Source organism: Streptomyces sp. NPDC101110, from assembly GCF_044759525.1.
In the GTDB taxonomy this organism is placed as follows: Bacteria; Actinomycetota; Actinomycetes; order Streptomycetales; family Streptomycetaceae; genus Streptomyces.
Genome location: NZ_JBIVZM010000007.1, coordinates 285,269 through 307,086, shown reverse-complemented (window position 1 = coordinate 307,086; position 21,818 = coordinate 285,269). Strand labels below are relative to the sequence as shown.

Genomic DNA, 21,818 nt, shown 5'->3' with positions numbered 1-21,818 from the left:
GAACTCACTGCACCGCCCTGCATCGTTGGGCCATGGCCAGCAGCTCGGACGAGTGGCCGCCGCCCGTGACCGGGGACTGCTTCCTCAGGTCGCGAAGGGTCTCGCGTACCCGTGGATTGTTCCGCACGAGCTGGGGCGAGGTGCGTTCGGCCTCCCGCAGTTCGCTGAAGGACTCGTCGACGCGACCTCTGAGGCAGAGGCCGCGGGCGTAGTCGATGCGATGAGACACGGCGCGTTCCGCCGGCATGTGGGAAACGTCGATGCCGCCATGTTCGACGACGTACGGGATGTTCTCCAGGTCAAGCTCGATCGACAGGCGGTGCAGCTCGACATTCGTCGGACCGAAGCAGGTCTGCCAGTAGTTCTCGTCGGAACCGAGCCGGTCGGCGAGCCGCTTCGCCTTCTCCAACAGGGAGTTGGCGGTGTGCCGATCCTGGTGCCGTGCAGCGGCCACAGCAGCCCGCAGATGAATCATGCCAAGCAGGCTCAAGGCGGCCGGGTCGTCGTCGCGAACCCGACTGGCGAGCCAGGCCGCGGCGGTATCGCCCAGTTCGAGGGCGTCCTCGTATCGCCCGTTGGCCAGCAGTGCGTGCGTACCGGAGCGTGCGGCGGAGACGAGCGACAGCGGGTCCTCGGATTCGTCCGCGGCCCGCATGGCGCGCTCGGCCGCGAGCCACGACAAGTCGGACTCGCCGACCTTGGCGAGGGTGGTTGCCGCCAGGTGATGCGTACGGGCCGAGACGGCGAGGCCACGTCGCCGCTGATCGCCAGGCGGAAGGTCTTCCAACTCCTGGGCAGTCCTCAGCAGACCGGGCAGGGCGGCGATGACATCGCCAAGAGCGCCAGCCTGGTAGTCGCCCCAGCTGCGCTCGACGAAGACCTGCGCCTGCTCCGGCCTCGGCAACTGCCGCTCCGCCGTGGGACCGAACAGCAGCTTGGAGAGCCGTCGAGGGCTCATCAGCGCATCGCGGACCGCTGGCACGTCGTCCATGTGCTTTTCCTCGTCCTCCAAGAGGACGGGCTGCCCCATCAAGTCGCCGAGCGGGACACGCAGCACGCGAGCGAGTTCAGCGAGCTTGTCGATTCTCGGCGGCTTTCGCACTCCTCGCTCGATCTTCGACAGCCAGTCGGTGCTGTGTCCGACGAGGCCGGCGAGGACGGGCTGCGTGTAGCCCCGGCGCTCGCGGTAGAACGCGATCCGCTCTCCTATGCTGAGGTGATCACCAAGACCACGCATGCGCGCTGCCTCCCCAACTTTGTTCCGTCATTCACGGTAGCGGCCGAGCAGACTGCGAGATCAGGCAGCGAGTCGGGCTGCGGTGCCATGTTCAACATCCGCTCTCGGGCCTGGAACAGACCGGACACTCTGTCCGGCTACACCCACAAGTCCAGGAGGTGCCAGAGCTATGCAGGTCCGCCATCCCTGCCAACGCTCGATGCCCTGGGGATTAATTGCGTGGCGGTGCAACGCAACGGAAGTCCCCGATCCGCCGGATCATGAAGAAGTCTCCACCGAACTCGTTGCGCACTCCACCGCCCAGCAGCGCCTTGCCCTCAGCCAGAAGGCATCGCAGGATCTTCGGTAGAGCTGAATACTGGGATCGTCCACGGTGACCCGAGCGGCCGTTTGAAATCTGTAAGCTGCCTGTATGCCTGATGCCTCCACACGCGTGCGTTTCGCCCCGTCTCCCACTGGAATGTTCCATGTTGGCGGAGCTCGGTCGGCTCTCTACAACTGGGCCGTCGCACGACAGTCGGGAGGCAAGTTCGTCCTGCGCATCGAGGACACCGACACGGCACGCAACAAGCCCGAGTGGATCGACGGCATCATCAGCGCGCTCGCGTCCATCGGGATCTCCAAGGACGATCCCACGTTCGAGGGCTCCTACTTCCAGTCGCACAACGCCGACCGGCACCGCGAGGCCGCCCAGCAGCTCTACGCGCAGGGCCGCGCGTACTACTGCGACTGCACCCGTGAGCAGGTGCAGGAGCGGACCGGATCGCAGCACCTCGGCTACGACGGTTTCTGCCGGGACCGGGGCCTGGAACACGTGGAGGGCCGGGCGCTGCGGTTCCGTACGCCCACGGAGGGCGAGACGGTCGTCGTGGACCTGATCCGAGGTGAGCCGTCCTTCCCGAACTCGGCGATCGAGGACTTCGTCATCGCCCGCGGCGACGGCTCTCCAGTCTTCCTGATCGCCAACGTCGTCGACGACCTGGACGAGGGCATCACCCTCGTCATCCGCGGTGACGAGCACCTGTCGAACACGCCCAAGCAGCAGCTGCTGTGGGAGGCCCTCGGCGCGAAGCCCCCGATGTGGGCGCACCTGCCGGTGATCGTGAACGAGAAGCGGCAGAAGCTGTCCAAGCGCCGCGACAAGGTCGCTCTTGAGGACTACCTCGCCGAGGGCTACCTGCCCGAGGCGATGACCAACTACCTCATGCTGCTCGGCTGGGGCCCCGGCGACGACGTCGAGCTCCTCCCGTACGAGGAGCTGGAGCAGAAGTTCCGCGTCGAGGACGTGAACACCTCCCCGGCCTTCTTCGACATCAAGAAGCTGACCGCGTTCAACGGCGAGTACATCCGCGCCCTGCCGTTGGAGAAGTTCATCGCGGCATGCGAGCCGTGGCTGCGAACCCCGTATGCCAACTGGGCGCCCGAGGACTTCGACCAGGCCGCCTGGGAGGCGATCGCCCCGCATGCCCAGACCCGCCTGGCCGTCCTGTCGGACATCACAGCGAACGTCGACTTCCTCTTCCTGAAGGAGCCGGTGGAGGACGAGGCGTCCTGGACCAAAGCGATGAAAGGCGAGCCGGCAGTCCTCCTGGCCACGGCCCGCGCCAAGCTGGAGACGGCCGATTGGACCAGCCCCGAGTCCCTCAAGGAAGCGGTCCTGGCCGCCGGCGAGGAGCACGGCCTGAAGCTGGGCAAGGCCCAGGCCCCGGTGCGCGTCGCCGTCACGGGCCGCACGGTCGGCCTGCCTCTCTTCGAGTCCCTGGAGGTCCTCGGCAAGGACTGCACACTGTCCAGGATCGACGCGGCCCTAGCGAAGCTCGCCGGCTGACACTTCGCGATCAAGATCCCGTCGCCCGCGTGGGGAGGCGGGACCCGACGTCGCGGAATTGTGGGCATGGACCGCAAGAGGAGGAGGGGCGGAGTGCGTTCGCCAACGCGCGGATTGTTCGGTTGTTGCCGCCGTGTGAATGACCGACCCGCTCTCAATGACATTGCGGCGGTGATATCACCTCAGCGATAGGGGGGCAGGCCGCCGGTGGTCCATGGTGGTCGTCCGCCACCTGCCGGGCTGCTGACGGTTTCGTTGGATCACCTGTGGACGCACCCGGTGAAGTCGGCGAGCGATCCATTCACTTGTGGGAGATCGCGTTGACGCCATCGCTCCCGCCCCCGCGAGAGGTCACAGCCATGCCCCGCCAGTCCGGAGATTCGCCCTACGCGTTCACTGTTCCCCCCTCGGTGGAGGCGGTGCCAGCCGCACGAGACCGTGTTGTCCGCCGCGCGCAGCGACTCGGGCTGATCCTCGATGAGGAGCTGACTAACGACCTGCAGTTGCTGGCCGGAGAAGTAATCGCGAACTCGGTCACGCACACGCAGGCTGCGTGCGTGGTGTCCGTGCGGTATATCGGAGAGCGGCTGCGCGTAGAAGTCACCGACGCCGACCCCACCTTGGTACGCCCCTCCCAGGCCGACGTGATGGACGAAAACGGGCGTGGCCTGTTCCTCGTTGCCGCCTTGGCAACCGTGTGGGGCTCACAGCCTTGCGCGGCGGGGAAGAAGACGTGGTTCGAACTGGCGGTCTCTGCTTCCGGGGTGGACACCGCAGACGTGGCCGCCTCACAGGCTGATGCTGCTACAGAGGAGTCCCCGTCAATAACCGGTGCACATTTACGAATCGAGCATCGAGCAGCCTGACCTCCCCCAGGCCGACATCGCCGACAGACCGATCGGAGCCTTGCCGAAGGGGCTGCAGAGGTGGGTCCCAGGTGGCGTTCCAGCGAGCCCATACCGCGACTCCCCTGCTCGAAAGGCACGGCGACCAGCCCGACGCGCCTCGGTCCAGATGAGGGAGTCTCAACGAGGGCCAACAATTCAGCCGCCGCCGGCAGCGGGAACATAAAGATCACACGTGTGCGGGTGGGAGGTGCGCGCGTCAACCACGGGCACCATTGGCTTCCCCATCGCACGTGTGATCGGCCGGACCAACGTGGCAAATCTCGTGGTGGAGCCCTGCCCTCCGGCCACGGGGGGAGCCGAAGGGCAGGGCCGCTCATCAGCAGAACGGTCATGTGAGACCGAGTCCCGTTGGTGCTCTATTGCAGTTCGCCAATCAGCGAGGCAGCGAGTTCAGCCATGGTGTCGGTCAGCGGTGCCTTCCTTCCTGTCCGGCGGAAGGCGCGCTCGACGTTGGCGCAGAGTAGCAGGCGGGACAGCTTGCCGCTGCGAGTCGAAAGGACGTCGGAGAACAGGGTCTGTACTCGTTCTGCGAGCGCCGGCACGGTCAGGGAAGCGGACCACAGACAGGCCGCGTCCCATCCAACTGGGCCCATACCCCAGCTCTCCCAGTCGATGATCGACAGACCAGGGCCGCAGAGGTTGGCGTAGCCGAGATCTCCGTGGGCGCAGGCCCAGTCGGCGATCGTGGTGTCGATGTCCTTCCCGTAGACCTCGTGGATTCGCCGAGTGAGGTGGGCTTGGCCCATGGACACGCGGTCTGTGGAGTGTTCCGAGAGGTTGGCAAGCGCGATCCTCAGGTCCATCCACCACTGCTCCGGCAGTCCGGGATCCGAGGTGATGTCGCCTGTGGCGGAGAGAGCCCCGTCTTCTACGAGCGTCATCTCGTCCGCACGCCACACCACGCCGCGTGTCTGGTCGGTCCAGACGGCTGCTGCCAACCAGTCGGGACGAGGCACGCCTTCGATGGCAGCTGCAGCCTCGTAACCGGTCCAAGCCTGGGAGTCGATCTCCACCGTGCGTCGCCAGGCGAGCCGAACCCACGTGGCTTCGTCGGTTCGGAAGCCGGCGGTGCCGTTGTACTTGCTGAAGTGGCCATCCTCCCTCTTGAGCTGCCGTCCGAGCCGCCGCTCGACGTCATCGAGGACGTCATCGAGCGCAACGGTCGAGAGGTCATCCAAGGTGGCTTGCACTATCGGTCCTTCCTGGACAGGGCTCTTGCGCTCACGGTAGCCCTCTCACGCAACAGCGCCCGATACTCCGTCACCCTTTCGGTGCTGACCTCAAGTCGCGAGCCACAGACCGCTTCGGCGAGATGCTCGACGACGGAGGTGCCGACCGCGAGTCGGGTGACTTTGGGTATCGCGAACGCTGTGGCGACGCCTGTCTGCAGCGCTCCGCCCTGCTGGCCCGGGAGGAGAAACGTGGAGGTGTCCACGGTCTGCCATATCGAGTCGTCCGCTTTTCCCGCGAAGGGAGCCATGCCCCACAGCTCGGTGATCTCTGCACGGTCGACGAGCTCGTCCACTGCGTTGAGGATCGCGGCGGAGACCGTCAGGCCGGCGCGGACCATCACCACGTCGGGACGTGGGATGGCCCAGTGGGCTTCGAGGAGACGCCTCGGGTCCCAGGTAGAAAACCCCCAGTTCTTGCAGAGTCCCGCGTCGCGCATCTCCCGGAGCACGGTGCACGCGCAGGCGAAGCCCTCAACCGAGGACTCGGGGTTGTGCAGAAGCACCGTGTCCGGAGTGCGGCCGAGTTCCCTCGCCGACTGCTCGACCGCAGCGCGAAGCCGCGCCGGGTCGAAGTCGTGGCCGTCGGGGAAGTAGCCGACCTTCGTGGAGATGGTGAAGGCGGGGAGCAGGTCGCCGGCGATCGCCGCGAGGGTCCGGTGCGAGGCAAAGTGGTGGTAGTTGAACGCGGTGTCGAGGTCCGTGACACCCAGCTCCAGTGCGCCCTCTAGTAGGTGCCGGGTGTGACCAGTCCGGTATAGGCCGAGAGCGATTCGGCGGTCAGCGGTGCGCACAGCCCCTCCTGGATCAGGTGCTCGGCGAGCGTGTTGAGGTCTTCGTCGTTGTCGGAGAGGCGCACCGGGTGCCCGGACAGGAGGCTGCGGAGGCCGGGTTCTGCGCGGCCATGGAAGGTGAGGCGCTTGCCGCCGCCGACCACTTGGACCGTGTCGCCGGAGGGTGTGATGACCGGTTCGAACTCGGTGACGGCCGCGACGTATTCGAGCGGGCCGAACACCGGGATGTGGGGCATGTGCCGAGCGGGCGGGGTGTTCGCCCGTAGTTCGGCGAGGTACCGCTTGGGGTCGTACTCGCGGGCGAGGTCGGTCAGTTTCGCGGCGAGTACGGCGCCGTCGGCGGTGCCGTCGCTTCGCTCCAGGTCCATACGGAAGTCTTCGTCCGCGCGTGCGGCGTCGGACAGGAAGTTGGCCCAGGTGACGCCGGTGCGCTTGGTGAGGCCGAAGGTTACGTGGAGGGAGTGACCGTCGTCGCCGGAACCGATCCTCGTCGCGGTGTGCCAGAAGCCGCGGGGTATGTGCATGACGTCACCGGCCCGCATGGTGCCCTTCCAGAGCACCTCCTCCGACGGGGTCAGGTTGCGTTCGGCGTCCCTGTACATGGGTGCCGGCCGCGATGGGCCTCGGACCTCCCAGGACTTCTCGCCGGAGAGCTGGACGGCGATCACGTCGTGGTCGTCCCAGTGGAGATTGAAACCGTCCGTGTCGCCGACGGCCAGGTAAGCGTTGGCGGAGGTGAGCTCACCGGACCACCAGCCCAGGGCACGGCAGGCGACTTCCAGCGTCGGATCGAAGAAGTCGACGTGGTCCAGGACCACGGTTCCGCCGCCGTTGAGGATGCGGCCGAGGGCCGCCATATCGGCCTGGCTGACGGCCTGCCTGCGTCGGTTCACGTTGGTGGACAGGAAGAGTGAGGGGTGTACCTCGTCTCCCGCCGCGTAGCAGCGCAGCTGGGGGTTGGCGAGGTGGCGGTGCCGGATGGTTTCCAGCAGCCGGTTCGGGGTCATCAGGCGGGTAATCAGGTCCGGGTCGGCGAGGTGCCCGCGAGCGAACGCGGTGCCCACGGGCCCCGGCCCGCCCCAGCCGAGCGCCTTCTCGATACCAGTGACGAGCCGGTGCTCCATGGTGCCTCCTACTCCTTGGGAAGGTTCAGGTCGCGGTTGTCGCCGTCATCGCCCGCGCTGTTCTGCGAGCTGGTGATGTCGGACCGCTCCGCCTCGCTGCGGTCGTGGGCCACGGCGAGCTGCTCGACGGCGACCATCAGGCTGACGCTGGTCCCGCCGCCTTCCTTGGCCTTCGTGCCTTTCGTGGTCGTGGTCACTCGGCTCTCCTCTCATCGGGGCCGCTCAGCCAGCGAGTGGCCCAGGGATCCTGCGGCTGCGGGGATGCAGCCGCTGAGCGGTGGTGCAATCTGGCGCTGGAGACGCCAGGAACCGCCCCCGGGTGTCCGAGGTGTTTCGGGTGGAGCGGGGGCGGTGCTTGTAGGCGGCACGATGCCTCGCGGTTATGCGGCGCTGAGGCGCCTGCACTGCCGGAACCATGTGTTCCTGGACGTCAGCCCGAACTTGTGGGCTGCTCATCCACTGGCCATAACCCTGCTTCCAGTGGGGCGACTTCGCACATCACAGTCGTGATATCACCCGGGTAATCCAGGGTCACCTGTTGCGCATCGCGGTGGATCGAGAAAGACATAGAGTACGACTACTGAGGAAAAGGAACCCAAAACTCCCCCCTTCCAGAAGCCGCGTCGGCATGCATTGCATGTGGAAGAATTTTCAGAAAATTCCTCGCCTTACATATTCCTGCTCACCTCGCCACACCCATCAAGTCATCTCTACAATCGAAGCATGGGGCCAGTTAGTTCGACTGGCACCTCAAGACCGTTAAGCAACTCGACGATCTTGTCGATGTTGGTAAGTCTTCGCACCCCTGACTCCAGCATGGACAGGAAGGCTTGACTGAGGCCCGTAAGCTCCGCCATATCACTCTGTCGTAGAGAGCTTCCAATTCGCACAAGGTGACAGACTCGACCAAAGTCTCGGGCGTAGAGAGCTTCCCGGACGTCTTCCCGCTTCCAAACTTCTGGCGCCACGCGGGGCGGCGGCGAAGGGGTGGTAGGTACATGCCGCGAGCAAGCACTGCAGTACGGTTCACTGTTATATCGGCTCAGGGGGTGTCGACACCATCGACACCGACGTTCGCGCCCAGCGGCGTCAGTTCTTGACGAGGGCGAAATGCCGCCCTGCCGGGCCCCTGCCCCAACTGTCGCTACACCTAATGACGTCCGGAGTTCCTGGGAGCCCTCGTCAACTGCTAAGGCGAGCAGATAGCCATCACGAGCATCAGTCGACATGGGTCGCGCCGTCCCGCGAAGGGTAGTAAAACTCTGCCCATGTCGATACCCCAGCACCCAAAGATTTGTTCCACCGGTCGGCCAAGGCACCTATGAGCCTCCGCTGGAGATCTCGAACGGTACCCGAGACGTCCGTTATCGCCTGCCGAAATTCATGAATTCCATCATGCACCTCGATCCGTAAGCCACTTCCGATTCGCAGATACCGAGTCTCGATCTCGCCGATTTTCCGCAAATGGCCATGCCGTATCGCATTAGTCAAGATCTCCGAGAGCACGAGGACTGCTGGGTCCTCAATGCTTGAGAGGCCCCATTCGCCGAGCGCCTTGCGGAGTTCACGACGCGCAAGACCAACGCAGCGCGGATGGCGACTCCAGCGGAGCACCACCGCGTTACCACTGCTGTCGGACCCGACGCCATCGTCCGGCCGGTAGGTCATGGGCACTCCGATGCCTCCCCGTACGCGTGGCTTGGTCGCAACGACCGTAGAAGCCGACGGGGAGGCAGACCCGGAAAATTCTTCCGGGTCTGACCTTGAACCTCTTTGCAAGAGGCTCTACTTGATGGCGCCGAGCCGCACCGCCAGGTCTTGGACATCCCGGCGGCGGGAACGCTTGTGGAGACGACGCGCTAGGTCCCGGGCAAACTCGTGGGCCTTGATCTGCTCGGGAGCTGTCCGGTAGGCACGCTTGAGATGGTCTATCGCCTCATCGGTCCGCCCTGCCTCGGCGTACGCGCGGGCAACATCCAGTCGCGCCCGCCCTCGTCGTTCTATGGGTAGTCCTGTCGCTCTGACACTGGGTGCTACGTCCACGGCCAGTTGGACGTCCTCGAACTCCAGGGCGAGCGCCAGCCGGTGGATCTCTACGTTGCTGGGGCCGAAGGACGTCCACATCTCGTTGGAGTCGCCTCCAAGGAGGTGCGCTGCCTCGTCGGCCTTACCCATCATGTGATCTGCCAGCGCACGGTTCCTCATCCGAGCGGCTGCGACGGCCCCATTCAGGAACAGGGTCCCGTACAGCGAGAGGGAGGCCGGCGTGGAGCGCCACCAACCGCGCTCGAGGTCGTCGGCCGCGTCCAGTGTGACGCTCACGGCCTCTGCTGGCATGCTGGCGCCGAGTTGGACATGTGCGACACCTCGCCGCAGGGCGAGCATTGTGGCGGGGTCCCCGGACTCTGCGGCAGCCATGTCGCCTTGGTCTACAGCGGTCCAAGCCAGGTTCGTCTCGCCCAACTTGCGTAGAAGCACCGCTGCGACGTGGCAGGCCAATGCGAACAGCCGTAGTGACTCGGCGTGTTCGGTGCTAGAAGTGCGCTCCTGTGTTGCCAGCCGGGCATCCGCCAATAGCCCAGGCAGGCACGCTCCAAGGCGCGCGAACTGGCAATTCTGGTAGAGCCGCCAGGCTTCCTCGACAGCGAAGGAGAGACGTTCAAGGCGCACGGTTTCACGGTCGTCGTACAGCGAGCCCGCCAGTCGTCGTGACTGCATGAGTGCGATTCGAATCGCCGGAATGCTGGCCGCGTGCGGCCCGCGGTCGTCCAAGAGTGTTGGCGTGCCCTGAAGATCCTCAACGTGCACTCGCAGAGCGTGCGCCAGGTCTGCGAGCATCTTCACGTTGTTCACCGGGATGCGTTCGGACTCCACCCGGTACACCCAGTCCTCAGAGCGTCCCAGAAGATCGCCGAGCTGCCGTTGGCTCAGGCCCCGGCGTTTCCGGTAGAACCGGACTCGCTTGCCGAACGGAAGATGGTCGGTCATGCCCCGCATTGGCGCGCTCCCCTCACCCTGCTCGATCGAGTGTCACACAGTGTGAGCGCGTAGGACAGGAGAGCCATCGCCTGAAGACGTCTGTGATCCGGAACGTAGGCTGGTGCCCATCTCCGTGTGATGCCCGGAGACGGGGCTGTACGTTTTCAGCGGCGGGGCGCAGTCGTTGGCGAACATTGGAGGGCGAGGGTAAGTGATCTCAACGCAGGCATGGGCGGATGCTCGGCGGCTGTGGGACTTCCAGCAGATGCGCCACGAGCTGCGCCCTTGCTCCGTGACGATCGGACTCGGGAGCCACGACCTGGGGGTGGCCGACACCACCGCAGACTTGTACCACCGTGGCATGGCGCCACTCATTGTCTTCACCGGAGCGACCAGCCGTACCACGCGTGAGCGGATGCCCCGCGGTGAAGCCGAACACTACCGGGACCGCGCGGTGGAGCTGGGGGTTCCTGCGAGCGCCATCATCGTCGAGCCGAAGGCCAGGAACACAGGCGAGAACATCCGCTTCTCCCGCGCCCTGCTCGAAGAACAGCGTGTTCCCGTCTCGTCGGTCCTATTGGTCAGCAAGCCGTACGAGGAGCGACGGGCCAACGCAACGGCGCGAAAGCTCTGGTCGGATGTCGAGTGGGTGAGCGCCTCCACGCCTATGACGCTCTCCGAGTACGTCGACTCGATCCAGGACGCGCGTCTCGTCATCGACATGTTGGTGGGGGCCCAGCAGCGGCTCATGGTGTACCCAAGGCAAGGGTTCATGATCGAGCAAGAGATTCCTGACGAGGTAGCGGCGGCTTTCGAACGGTTGCGTAGCGAGGGCTTCACGAGTCGGCTCGTGCCGGAAGAGGCGGAACGAGCCTGAGCGCCGGTCCTCCCCCTCTGAGACCGCGTCCTATGTGGCGAGCTTCGCGCATCGCGTCGGTTGCATCGCTTAGGTGATCCAGCGGCCTTGAGAGGCATCGAATCGGGAGACCATCAGAAAGCGGGCTGGCGCTCAGGCGCGCACACTTTGCCCAGAGCGCCGGTCCGTGCAGGCGATAGCCGTTGCATCTCAAATGGCCGGATCACTGCATCACTCCAGTGATATCACTCGTGAAATGTGCGGTTCGCCGCCGCAGTCACCAGTCTTACGGAATGCGTCCGGAACCCGTACTAGTGCGGCGGGCACGGACGGCACTCTCATAAGCGCCCACGAACGAGGGCGCAACTCGCCGCCCATCGTGGAGTGCGGGCCGACCGAGCATGGCTCCGCATCCCACGGCGGCCTCCGACGGAGGTGACACCGTGCTGGGCCAGGGGACCACGTTTGGCGAGAGCCAAACGATGACCTTGATGACCACCACCGGGCAGTCCACACAGACGCCCTCGTTGCACAGCACTCCCGCATCTGCGCTTTGCTGCCGACCGGGCGGCCTGCCACCTTGTGTGCGCCCGTTTCACAAACGGGCTGAGCCCGGTCGTCATCGCCGACACAGTCATGGTCACAACCGAACTGATCGTCAACGCCTCTGCGGCTATGGGGCATCCGTGCCGTGAAGTTTGGCGTCTGGTCGGCTGACGCAGATGGTGTCGGCCAGGTAGAGGGCCCGGCCGGCAGCAGGCCGAGGATGCCGGACGACGAACAGGTGGAGACCGGCCGGGACGGATTCTGGTCGCAGAGCTCACCCACGAGCGGCCGGACACCGTTCCCCGAGGGGACAGAGTCGTCTGGGGGCTGATCAGCACGGCCCCCGATTCGTTCGCGAAGACCAGCCGGTGCCGAACCTGGTTGGGCCCGCCACACCCTGATCGCACCATGAGCGGGCACAGCCATGCCAAGTTTCATCCGAATTGCGAGAAAGAGGTGTTATGAATACCTCCACAAGGAGGCAGGATTTAGCGGGGCGAGCGCCTTTCCGCCGAGCCGTCGTCACCGGAGGTTGCGGATTCGTCGGCTCCCACTTGTGCGATCTGCTGCTCGACAGCGGTGTCGACGTGGTGTGCGTTGACAACCTTCTTACGGGCTCAGCGGACAACATCGTGCATCGGCAGACGGATGGCCGTTTCGAGCTGCTGGTTCACGACGTCACCGATCCGCTCTCGATACCGGGTGCTGTTGACCTAGTGCTGCACCTCGCTTCACCGGCCTCCCCACAGGACTACATGCGCCTGCCGATCGAGACCCTCCAGGTCGGCTCGCTGGGAACGCTCAACACGCTGGAACTGGCCCGGCGCAAGAAGGCCCGCTTCATACTCGCCTCCACCTCTGAGGTGTACGGCGACCCGCTTGAACATCCGCAGCGCGAGTCGTACTGGGGCAATGTCAATCCGGTCGGGCCGCGCAGCGTGTACGACGAGGCGAAGCGGTTCGCCGAGGCGGCGACCATCGCCTACCGCACAGAGCATGGCGTCGACGCCGCGATCGTGCGGATCTTCAACACGTTCGGGCCGCGGATGCGTGCCGAGGACGGGCGGGCGGTACCGACCTTCATCCGCCAGGCGTTGGCGGGCGAACCGCTGACCGTCACCGGCGACGGCTCGCAGACACGTTCGCTGTGCTATGTGGACGACACCGTCCGTGGCATCCTCGCCGTCGCCGCAGGTCATCACGCCGGCCCCCTGAACCTGGGCAACGCCGCCGAGACCACGGTCCTGGAGCTCGCACATCTGGTCCGCGAACTCTGCGGATCCTCGTCTCCGATCAAGTTCGTCGACCGCCCGGTCGACGACCCGGGCCGTCGCAGGCCCGACCTCGCCTTGGTCTGGGAGAAGTGCGGCTGGAAGCCGGAGACCGACCTTCGCAAGGGCCTCAGCAGCACCATCGACTGGTTCGCCACGCAGCTCACCCCCACCGTAGCGAGGGAACGATGACCCAGCATCCACCGCGCCCGACCGGCGCCTTAGCGTCGCCACTCGGCGAGGAGCCGCTCCGAGACTTTCATACGGACGGCTACACCGCTCTTCCCCAGCAGGTTACTGGGGTGGCGCTTGAGGCACTCCGCATTGAGGCTGCCAGCCTGATCCGGCGCTTCACCCATGACGGCTTCCGGTCGCCCGACTACTGGTACTTCACACCCGCCGGCACCGATACAGCCGTCCTCTACCGGATCCACAACCTGCAGGACCAGGGCGCACCGGCATCGGCACGCTTCTACACCGACGGTAGTCCCCTGCACCTTCTGGCCGCCGCCATCCTTGGCGGCCCCGTCCGCGCCACCGCCTGCGCCATGATCATCAAGCTACCCGAGGTGGCCGCCCCCGTGCCCTGGCACCGCGACCGGACCGATGTGCCGCCCCACACCGTGTGCAACCTGAGCGTCTTCCTCGACGATTCCGACCCGGGCAACGGATGCCTGGAATTCGTCCCCGGCTCGCACCTCCAGCCCGACGGCGAGGACGCCGAAGCGCTCCAGGCGCAGGGCCCTGTCCGCGCGGTCTCGCTCGCAGCGGGTGACGTAGCCGTCCACGACGTACGCATCGCCCATGCCTCGCGCCGCAACACCTCCCCGCGCATCCGGCGCAGCATCGTTGTCGAGTTCGCCCCCGCAGACCTGGAGCTGCCGTGACCGGCCCCGACTCCGCCGGACAGACGCCGCTCGTGCGGGTAGCGGCGATTACGGTTGGCACCAACGAGCGCCGCTGGCTGGAGCCCTGCTTGGCCTCACTCCTGGAGAGCGACATCCCCGGGATCGACCTGGCGGTCTGGTATGTCGACAACAACTCCCACGATGGCAGCACCGCCTTCGTGAAGGACCGCTTCCCGCAGGTGCGGATCATCCAGAACGAAGGGAACATCGGCTTCGCCCGCGCCAACAACATCGGCATGCGTGCGGCGCTCGACGACGGCGCCGACTACGTCTTCCTCATCAACCCGGACACCCAGACTCCGAAGTCCCTGCTGCGCGACCTGACCGAGTTCATGGAGACCTGGACCGACTACGGCGTGGTCGGCCCCATGCAGTACGAGTACGACGAGTCGAGCAGGATCGCCCTCGACGCGTACAACGACTGGTCAAAGACCGCTCTACGCTGGGGCGAGCAGCACGCCTTCGCCGGTGACTGGCCGAACCACCCATCACCCGCCGGCCCGCCCGAAGGACGAGCGCCGAACACCCTGGAACACGCGTACGTCCAGGGGGCTGCCTTCTTCGTCCGCACCGCACTGCTCCGCACCGTCGGACTCTTCGACGAGGTCTTTCATACGTACTACGAGGAGACCGACCTGTGCCGTCGCGCCCGCTGGGCCGGCTGGCGCGTCGCCCTCCTGCTCAACCTCGGGATTCAGCACTACGGCGGCGGTGGAACCACCGGTAGCAGTTACCGGCGCGTCCAGATGCGCCGCAACCGCTACTACTACCTCCTCACCGACATCGACTGGCACCCACTGCCCATGCTGCGGCTGGCGACCCGGTGGCTGAAGGACGATCTGCGCGGGCGTGGCGTGGGCGGAGTCACCACCTGGTGGCGCGGGACGTGGGAGACCGCCGAGGCCGTGCTGTGGCTCATGCGCCGCGCACCGTTGATGCGGGCACGCCTCCGCGCCCACCGCCAGCTCGGCGGGCGGACGGACAGTCACGGTCGTCCGCAGGCGAGGAGCGCACGATGACCGCACCCCGGATTCTGTTTGCTGGCGTCTTCCACTGGAACGCGGGCTCCAGCCACATGATCGCCGAGTACGCCCGGGTCGCCTCAGCGGCGGGATGCGAAGTCGGCGTCTCCAGCCAACTGTCGTGCCTGGACGGCACGGTGAACGTCCACCTGCCGCTGGTGGACGACCTCACCTGGGCGACCCACCTCGTCCTCGTCTTCGAGAGCAGGCAGTTCCTCTCGACCCAGCAGCGTGAACTCTGCGAGGCCGTGCCGCGGCAGCGGCGGATCGTCGTGGATCCCGACGGCCACTGGGGTCCGTACGTCACCGCCGGCGTGGACGACAACGCGGGTGCGGACACCGTCGAGTCCTGGCACAAGCTGTACGCCGACCTCAGCGATCTGGTCCTGCAACCGCGCTTGAACGAACGCCTTCCCGACGGAGCCGAGTTCTTCAGCTACTTCGGAATGCCGGACATCCATCGGCTCGCGAGCGACCTCCCGCCCCCGCAAGCGCTCCCGTACGAGCTGCAGTACGTCGGCGCGAACTGGTGGCGCTGGAACGAGATGACCAGCCTCATCCGGGCCGCAGCCGCAGCCCGGCCGCCGATCCGACGCATCCGCGTGTGCGGACGCTGGTGGACCGGCGACCCGCACCCCGACCACCTGACCGCCACCGCCAACGTGTCCGGCTGGATGCAGGATCACCGTGTCGAGGTGGCACCACCCGTTCCGTTCGGACACGTGGTCTCCACCATGTCCCAGGCGGCGATCACGCCGGTGCTGGCCCGTCCGCTGCTCGCGCGGATGGAACTCCTGACCCCTCGCATGTTCGAGACCCTGGCTTCGGGCAGCATCCCCGCGCTCTGGCCGGACCTGGGCTACCTGTCCGCACTCTACGGCGACGACGTGGAGCTGTTCCTGCTCGACGACGATCCCGCCGAGAGCCTCGCCCGGATGGTCCGCGAGCCGATCCGGTACCGCGAGCGGCTGGCGCCCATCCAGCGCCGAGTACACGAACGCTTCAACTACCGCGCGGTTCTGGCCGAACTCATCCGGTTCACCCGATGAGCCCTGAAAGGTGTGCTGTGCCCAACGTCCTGATCACCGGCATCACCAGCTGTGAGAGCCGCGGCGTCGAGGCCCTTGCCCGCTCCATCATCGAGCAGCTGAACACCGAAGGCAGCAAAGGAGGCAACAACGTCACCGTCCTCACCCAGACCCCGGTGCTCGACGCGGAAGCCCTCGCCCCCGCCGGCACCCGTTGCGTGGCCGATCCGTTCGTCGTCTCCCGCTCCTGGCAGCAGATGCGCCCCCAGGAGAGCCCTGACGAACTGGCCGCACGCCGCGAGCAGCTCCTCGCCGAAACCGACCTGGTCATCGCCACCGGGGGCGACCTGCACACCTCGGACTACGGGGTCTCCACACCGTACCTTCGTGCCCTCACCGCCGCGCAACAGCGGGACATCCCGACGGTCATGATCGGCCAGTCCGTCGGACCCTTCGACGACCCGGCCGATGCCGCGGCGTGGCTCACGGTCGCCGCCCGGTGCCATCTCCTCACCGTCAGGGAGAGCGTCTCCCTCGGCTATCTCGTGGGCAAGCTCGGCCTTCCCGAGCACCGTGTGCGGCTGTCCTCCGACCCCGCCTTCCTGCTGCCGGCAGCCACCGGCGAGCGGATTTCTGCCGTGCTCGGACCGCTGGGGCTCGCCCCCGAAGACCCCTACCTCTGCCTCGCTCCCAGCCAGGGCATCACCCGCTTCAGCACCCTGGAGGATTCCCAGCACGCGGCAGCGCTGACGCGACTGGCCACCTCCCTCGTCCGCACCCGGAAGATGCCGGTCGTCCTCGTCCCGCACTGCCACGACTCCCGCCCGCACAACGACGACCGCATCCTCGCCGCCCGCATCTCCGAAGCCGCCGGCATGCCCGAGGTCATGGCGCTGCCGGGCGCACTGACGGCCTCCGACTACAAGGGCGTGCTGTCACAGGCCGAACTCGTCATGTCCGAGCGCCTGCACGCCGCGATCGGCGCACTGTCCGGCGGCACCCCGGCCATCGCGATCGGCCACTCGCACAAGTTCAACGGGGTGCTCGCCGAAACCTACGGCGACACGGTCGACGTCGACGGCATCCACGCGGACGTCCGCACTTTCGCCCAGGACGCCACCGTCATCAACCGGCTCGTCAACGACACCGACGCGACCGGACTGCGCACCACCCTGCGGCAGCGGCTTCCGCTGATCACGGACCGCGCCCGCAGCGACTTCGCTCAGATCAGCAAGCTCCTCGGAACCTGAACCACAAGTCGCACAGGGCGGGCGCCTGCCCGCACGGCATCTCGCACGACCCGCTGCGGCCCGCTCCGGGGCAGCAGCGGGACCCCACTCACGCCATGGGAGACACGACATGCCCACGCATCTGGTGACCGGCGGCGCCGGTTTCATCGGGTCCCACCTCGCCGCGTCCTTGATCGAGCGCGGCGACGACGTCGTCGTCCTGGACAACCTCGACGGCGGCAAGACCGAGAACGTACCCGACGGCGCGACCCTCCTCGTTGGCTCGGTCGCCGACCAGGCAACGGTCGCCGAACTCTTCGCCTCTTACCGCTTCGACGGTGTCTACCACTTGGCCGCCTTCGCCGCCGAAGGCATCAGCCACGCCGTCAAACACCACAACTACTCCGTCAACCTGCTCGGCAGCATCAACCTGATCAACGCCTCACTCGCCGCCAAGGTCAGGTTCTTCGGCTTCGCCTCGTCGGTCGCCGTGTACGGTCACGGACACGTCCCCATGCGCGAGGACGAGCGCCCCGTCCCCGCCGACAGCTACGGCAACGCGAAGCTCGCCGTCGAGCGCGAACTCGCCGTCACCATGAAGCTGCAGGGCCTGCCGTACTTCGCCCTGCGCATGCACAACGTCTACGGCGAGCGGCAGAACATGGGCGACCCGTACCGCAACGCCGTCGCCATCTTCCTCAACCAGATCATGCGCGGCGAGCCGATCAGTGTGTACGGAGACGGCAGCCAGATCCGCGCCTTCACCTACGCCCCGGACATCGTCGGCACCTTCCTCGCCGCGGCCGACCAGCCGGCCGCCTGGGGCCAGGTCCTCAATGTCGGTTCCTCGCATACCAGCACCGTGCTGGACATGGCGCTCGCCGTGCGCACCGCCATGGGCGTACCCGACCACCCGATCAAGCACTTGGCAGCCCGCGCCGAGGTTCACGCCGCGTACACCGACAACGGCCTCGCCCGTAGGACGCTCGGCGACTGGGCCGACACCCCGCTCGCCGAAGGTCTGCGACGCACCGCGGCCTGGGCCCGTAAGCACGGCCCCGTAGAACCCGTGACCTCCCTCAGCATCGAGAACGACACCGAGGACAAGCCCGAGTGGTTCACCTGGGCCGCCGGACGGGCGGTCACGTCGTGACGGGCCGCACCCTGGCCATCGACGTCGGCGGCATCCTCTACTACGACGAGCCCTTCGACCTCGCCTGGATCCAGAGCGTCTGGGAACTCACGCGCGCGGACGATCCAACCCTCACCATGAAAGCCTTCCTCCAGGCGATGCGGGACTTCTACCAGGACCGCACGCCCGGATCACCGCCTCCCAGCCTCTTCCCACCCAACGGCACGAAAAGCTGGCAGAGCGTCCGCGAACGCTGGACCTCGCTCGTCCAGCCCATTCCTGGAGCCGTCGACGCGCTCGGCCAACTTGCCGGGGAGTACGACGTGTGCATCGTCGCCAACCAGCCCCCGGAATGCCTCGCCGCCCTGCGTACCCTCGGCGTCGAGGACCAGGTCCAACTCGTCGCCCTCGACTCCCTCGTCGGCTACGCCAAACCCGACCCCCGCCTCTTCAAGTGGGCCTTGGAGCGGCTGAGCTGGAAGCCGGAAAACACCATGGTCGTCGGCGACCGGACCGACCACGACGCTGCTCCGGCCCTAGCTCTCGGCTGCTCCGCAGCGATCGTCAACGTCGACAGCGGATGGAACGCTCCTGCTGGAGTCGATCCCGAGATCGTGACCGCCTACCGCGAGCTGAAAGCCGATCGTGACCACACAACCGAGGGAGGCGCGAGGCACTGGGCCCTCACCGCCCTCGGAGACCTGGCCGATGTTCTCCGGGCAATCGGCCGCGAAGAGAGCTGCCCACGACCGAGCCAGGAGGTGCGCCTGTGACTCCCGGCGCCCACCTGCCCCTCACCATCGCCATCTGCAGCAACCGCCCTGATCTCCTGCCGGGAGCCGTCGCTCGTACCGCCGCGGCGATCGGCCCCCGAGACCGCCTGCTGATCATCGCGGATATGCCCGCCATCCACCTTCCCGCACTGCCCTCGAGCTCCTCGCTGCCTCTCTCACGCATCCGCGTCATCTGCAATGAGGGGAACCAGGGACTCGCCTACAGCCGCAACAAGGCCATGAAGGAGGCCACGACACGGCACCTCGTCTTCCTCGACGACGACATAGTCCCCACCGTTGAGGCGCTGACGCAGATACGGGCCGCGCTGACCGCCGGTGCGCATGTCACCGGGACGAGGATCAGCGCCCATCTTCAGGGGCACCACTGTCCGTGGTTCCTCACCTCTGGCCAGCTGCACTACCTCGGATCCCATGCTCCTGCCCGGCCGGCGTCGATCTGGGGCGGCAGCTTCGCCATCGACTCCGAGCAGGCCCGCTTGCTCGGAGTCGGCTTCGACGAACGCCTCGGCCGGATCGGCGGCTCCCTCAACTCGGCCGAGGACACCACCTTCGTACGGGAGATGACCGCGCGCGGCGCCACCGCGACGGTCCTGCATGACGCCGAGGTCGAACACCTCATCCCCGCCCACCGGCTGACCCTGTCCTACTTGCTGCGCCGCGCCTTCTGGCAGGGGCGCAGCGAAGCACGGCGCAACGATGCGCGGCGAGGCATCGGGAAGGAATGGAACCGTAACTGGTCGGGGGACGGCCCCCGTCCAGTGCGAGCTGCCCTCGCTCTGCTCTACACCGCGAGCGTCCTCCTCGGAGTCCTCCGGGAGGCCATGGCCCAGAGCCCGACCGGCGCCGCCGATGTCGAGACCAAGGGTGACCGATGAAGGTGGCCATGGTCATTCCGCCGTATCGGTACGGGGCCGACCCCAGTCAGTGGATCACTGTGCCGCCCCAGGGCTACGGCGGTATCCAGTGGGTCGTAGCCACGCTCATGGACGGACTGCTGGAGGCCGGGTGCCAGATCCTGCTCCTCGGAGCCCCTGGAAGCCCCGTCCAGGCGGGAGTCACGGTGTCCGCCGCGGTTGAGACAGCCGAGATCCACGCCGCCATCGAGGCGTTCGGCCCGGACATCGTCCACGACCACTCAAACGCTGCCGCGCTTCCACCGGACGTGCTAAGGCCAACCGTGAGCACGCACCACCTCAACGGCGTGCCGGAGCGTCAGATCAACGGCATCTACCTCTCCTGCGCACAACGCACCGCCGCGGGGTCCGTGTCCGCCCCGGTGATCCGGCTACCGGTCAATCCCTCGCGATATCCATTCCAGGAGGCGAAGGACGACTACCTGCTCTTCTTGGGCCGGGTCTCCGCACACAAGGGCGTACGCGAGGCGGCGGCATTCGCACACGCCGCCGGCCTGCCGCTGACCGTTGCCGGACCAGCCTGGGAGAAGGAATACCTGGACGCCTTGCTGGCCGACTTCCCGCACACCGTCCGCTACGTAGGCGAAGTCGGCGGCGGCACCCGTACCCGACTCATCGCACGCGCCCGGGCACAACTCGTGCTGTCCCAACCCTGGGGAGGCCCGTTTGGCGGACGATGGATCGAGCCTGGCGCCACCGTGGTCTCGGAGGCCGCAGCCAGCGGCACCCCGGTGATAGCCAGCGACAACGGTTGCCTGCCTGAGATCGTCCCCGGCGTCGGCACGGTACTACCGGTCGGGCAGGAGATCACCCTCGGAGACGCCAAGCGGGTGCTGGCATCACTGCCCACGGCCCAGGCCGTACGCGAAACGGCGGTCAACCGATGGGGCCACCACACCATCGCGCGCCAGTACCTCGCGGTCTACAAGAGAGCGGTCAGCGGCGAGATCTGGACCTGACCTCGGCAGATCACGCCGAGCGCTGCCTCGCGAGACGCTGACGGCGCGCCTCGTAGAGAACGACGGAGGCGGCGTTCGACGCGTTCAGGGAGCTGGCCGAGCCCGTCATCGGAATGCTGATCACGTGGTCGCAGAGCTCACGCCAGGCCGCACTGAGGCCCGCGGTCTCATTGCCGATCAGCAGCAGGACCGGCTGGGTCAGGTCGAATTCCGAGACTTCGGCGTCACCGTTCTCGTCCGTGCCGACTACGGCCACCGGCCGCCCCTGAGTGCGCTCCTTCTCCAGCCACTCCATGACCTCGTGGTGCGACTGGCTGCGCACCACGGGCACGGCGAAGAACGACCCCGTGGAGGCACGCACCGACTTGGGGTCGTACGGATCCGCAGCGTGTCCGGTCACGATGAGCCCGTCGGCACCGAACGCGTCGGCCGACCGCACGATGCTTCCGATGTTGCCGGGCTGCGTCGGCCGGTCGAAGACCAGACCGAGAAAGTCGTCGTGGATTTTGATCCGCGACAGACTGTCCGGCGCCATCTCGACCACCGCTAGGACCTCCGCAGCCCCGTCGGCCTTCTCGCTGAGCTCGGCGAGCAGCTGCGGTGCCATCGCTACGCGCTCGGCACCGATACCGCGAAGCAGATCCTCAGCCCATCGGGAGAGCGGGCGGCTGGCGTCGTAGAGCAGGGAACGAATGGTCCAGCCGTGCTCCACGGCCATCGTGATCGGACGTACGCCCTGGACCAGGAACTCCTTGGCACGCCCTCGCTTGGTGCGGTTGTTGAGCAGCGTCTGCAGCTGCTGGAAACGGGCATTGCGGGTCGTGATCCGCTGCACTGCTACCCGTCCTCCAAGCCAAAGATGATCATTTGCTAGCCCGGCCGTCCCTCGGTGAACCACGACACCGGGCAACCAGCAGGTTACACGCCCCGCAGAGGTGACCATGTGTGCCCGACTCGTTACATCATGGGCTCGGTCGCGATGTGCGCGGAGGTGAGGGCCGGCCAGTTTTCGAAAGGGGGCCGCTCGCGCCCAGGCGATGTGGTCGAACTCCTTCGGCGG

Annotated in this window: 20 protein-coding genes; 12 read left to right on the top strand and 8 right to left on the bottom strand. The window is 66.6% G+C overall.

Translation table 11 applies throughout. The features are described from left to right. Positions 1-4: 4 nt before the first annotated feature. Positions 5-1,237, bottom strand: coding sequence for a helix-turn-helix domain-containing protein (locus tag ACIQU3_RS19410; protein WP_403926636.1), 1,233 nt, complete (start codon positions 1,235-1,237; stop codon positions 5-7). A gap of 460 nt (positions 1,238-1,697) precedes the next feature. On the opposite strand from ACIQU3_RS19410, the gene gltX reads away from it, so the two are divergent. Further along, entirely contained in the window at positions 1,698-3,065 is a 1,368-nt protein-coding gene (gene gltX / locus ACIQU3_RS19405) for a glutamate--tRNA ligase (RefSeq protein WP_403926634.1), read from the top strand. 359 nt (positions 3,066-3,424) lie between these two features. Next, on the top strand, positions 3,425-3,931 hold the full coding sequence (locus tag ACIQU3_RS19400) for an ATP-binding protein (protein ID WP_403926631.1): 507 nt from the start codon (positions 3,425-3,427) through the stop codon (positions 3,929-3,931). 398 nt (positions 3,932-4,329) lie between these two features. Here ACIQU3_RS19400 and ACIQU3_RS19395 read toward each other — a convergent pair whose 3' ends face one another. From ACIQU3_RS19395 to ACIQU3_RS19370, 6 genes are all read right to left on the bottom strand, one after another. Continuing rightward, entirely contained in the window at positions 4,330-5,163 is an 834-nt protein-coding gene (locus tag ACIQU3_RS19395; protein WP_403926628.1) for an aminoglycoside phosphotransferase, read from the bottom strand. Then, positions 5,163-5,996, bottom strand: a complete 834-nt coding sequence (locus ACIQU3_RS19390; protein ID WP_403926625.1) for an aldo/keto reductase — start codon at positions 5,994-5,996, stop codon at positions 5,163-5,165. Before ACIQU3_RS19390 ends, ACIQU3_RS19395 begins: the two co-directional genes overlap by 1 nt. Beyond that, positions 5,930-7,120 carry a JmjC domain-containing protein gene (locus tag ACIQU3_RS19385; RefSeq protein ID WP_403926622.1) on the bottom strand — a complete coding sequence of 397 codons (1,191 nt, stop codon included), beginning with the start codon at positions 7,118-7,120 and terminating at the stop codon, positions 5,930-5,932. The genes ACIQU3_RS19390 and ACIQU3_RS19385 overlap by 67 nt, the downstream gene beginning before the upstream one ends. Positions 7,121-7,128: 8 nt before the next feature. Continuing rightward, entirely contained in the window at positions 7,129-7,317 is a 189-nt protein-coding gene (locus tag ACIQU3_RS19380; protein ID WP_168104004.1) for a hypothetical protein, read from the bottom strand. Positions 7,318-7,830: 513 nt separating this feature from the next. Further along, a complete protein-coding gene (locus ACIQU3_RS19375) occupies positions 7,831-8,349 on the bottom strand; it encodes a helix-turn-helix domain-containing protein (protein ID WP_168104044.1) in 519 nt (172 codons plus the stop codon). Positions 8,350-8,905: 556 nt separating this feature from the next. Continuing rightward, positions 8,906-10,108 carry a helix-turn-helix transcriptional regulator gene (locus tag ACIQU3_RS19370; protein WP_206320795.1) on the bottom strand — a complete coding sequence of 401 codons (1,203 nt, stop codon included), beginning with the start codon at positions 10,106-10,108 and terminating at the stop codon, positions 8,906-8,908. Between the two features lie 202 nt (positions 10,109-10,310). On the opposite strand from ACIQU3_RS19370, the gene ACIQU3_RS19365 reads away from it, so the two are divergent. The 10 genes from ACIQU3_RS19365 to ACIQU3_RS19320 all read left to right on the top strand — a co-directional run bounded on the left by ACIQU3_RS19365 (position 10,311) and on the right by ACIQU3_RS19320 (position 20,758). Further along, on the top strand, positions 10,311-10,976 hold the full coding sequence (locus tag ACIQU3_RS19365) for a YdcF family protein (protein ID WP_403926617.1): 666 nt from the start codon (positions 10,311-10,313) through the stop codon (positions 10,974-10,976). A 986-nt stretch (positions 10,977-11,962) separates the two neighbouring features. Next, positions 11,963-12,964, top strand: a complete 1,002-nt coding sequence (locus tag ACIQU3_RS19360; protein WP_403926614.1) for a UDP-glucuronic acid decarboxylase family protein — start codon at positions 11,963-11,965, stop codon at positions 12,962-12,964. Beyond that, positions 12,961-13,659 (top strand): phytanoyl-CoA dioxygenase family protein, encoded by a 699-nt coding sequence (locus tag ACIQU3_RS19355; protein ID WP_403926611.1) that lies wholly within the window; start codon positions 12,961-12,963, stop codon positions 13,657-13,659. The genes ACIQU3_RS19360 and ACIQU3_RS19355 overlap by 4 nt, the downstream gene beginning before the upstream one ends. Then, positions 13,656-14,699, top strand: coding sequence for a glycosyltransferase family 2 protein (locus ACIQU3_RS19350; protein ID WP_403926608.1), 1,044 nt, complete (start codon positions 13,656-13,658; stop codon positions 14,697-14,699). The genes ACIQU3_RS19355 and ACIQU3_RS19350 overlap by 4 nt, the downstream gene beginning before the upstream one ends. Continuing rightward, positions 14,696-15,751 (top strand): glycosyltransferase, encoded by a 1,056-nt coding sequence (locus tag ACIQU3_RS19345; RefSeq protein ID WP_403926605.1) that lies wholly within the window; start codon positions 14,696-14,698, stop codon positions 15,749-15,751. Before ACIQU3_RS19350 ends, ACIQU3_RS19345 begins: the two co-directional genes overlap by 4 nt. Before the next feature lie 17 nt (positions 15,752-15,768). Next, the gene (locus tag ACIQU3_RS19340) at positions 15,769-16,980 is read left to right on the top strand and encodes a polysaccharide pyruvyl transferase family protein (protein ID WP_403926603.1); all 1,212 of its coding nucleotides are present in this window, start codon (positions 15,769-15,771) and stop codon (positions 16,978-16,980) included. A 109-nt stretch (positions 16,981-17,089) separates the two neighbouring features. Then, a complete protein-coding gene (locus ACIQU3_RS19335) occupies positions 17,090-18,112 on the top strand; it encodes an NAD-dependent epimerase/dehydratase family protein (RefSeq protein WP_403926600.1) in 1,023 nt (340 codons plus the stop codon). Next, positions 18,109-18,864 carry an HAD family hydrolase gene (locus tag ACIQU3_RS19330; RefSeq protein WP_403926597.1) on the top strand — a complete coding sequence of 252 codons (756 nt, stop codon included), beginning with the start codon at positions 18,109-18,111 and terminating at the stop codon, positions 18,862-18,864. The genes ACIQU3_RS19335 and ACIQU3_RS19330 overlap by 4 nt, the downstream gene beginning before the upstream one ends. Further along, positions 18,861-19,760 carry a glycosyltransferase family 2 protein gene (locus tag ACIQU3_RS19325; RefSeq protein ID WP_403926593.1) on the top strand — a complete coding sequence of 300 codons (900 nt, stop codon included), beginning with the start codon at positions 18,861-18,863 and terminating at the stop codon, positions 19,758-19,760. The genes ACIQU3_RS19330 and ACIQU3_RS19325 overlap by 4 nt, the downstream gene beginning before the upstream one ends. Beyond that, on the top strand, positions 19,757-20,758 hold the full coding sequence (locus ACIQU3_RS19320; RefSeq protein WP_393720543.1) for a glycosyltransferase: 1,002 nt from the start codon (positions 19,757-19,759) through the stop codon (positions 20,756-20,758). The genes ACIQU3_RS19325 and ACIQU3_RS19320 overlap by 4 nt, the downstream gene beginning before the upstream one ends. A gap of 10 nt (positions 20,759-20,768) precedes the next feature. Here ACIQU3_RS19320 and ACIQU3_RS19315 read toward each other — a convergent pair whose 3' ends face one another. Next, complete coding sequence (locus ACIQU3_RS19315; protein WP_398733388.1) at positions 20,769-21,593, bottom strand: RNA methyltransferase; 825 nt, start codon at positions 21,591-21,593, stop codon at positions 20,769-20,771. Between the last annotated feature and the right edge of the window lie 225 nt (positions 21,594-21,818).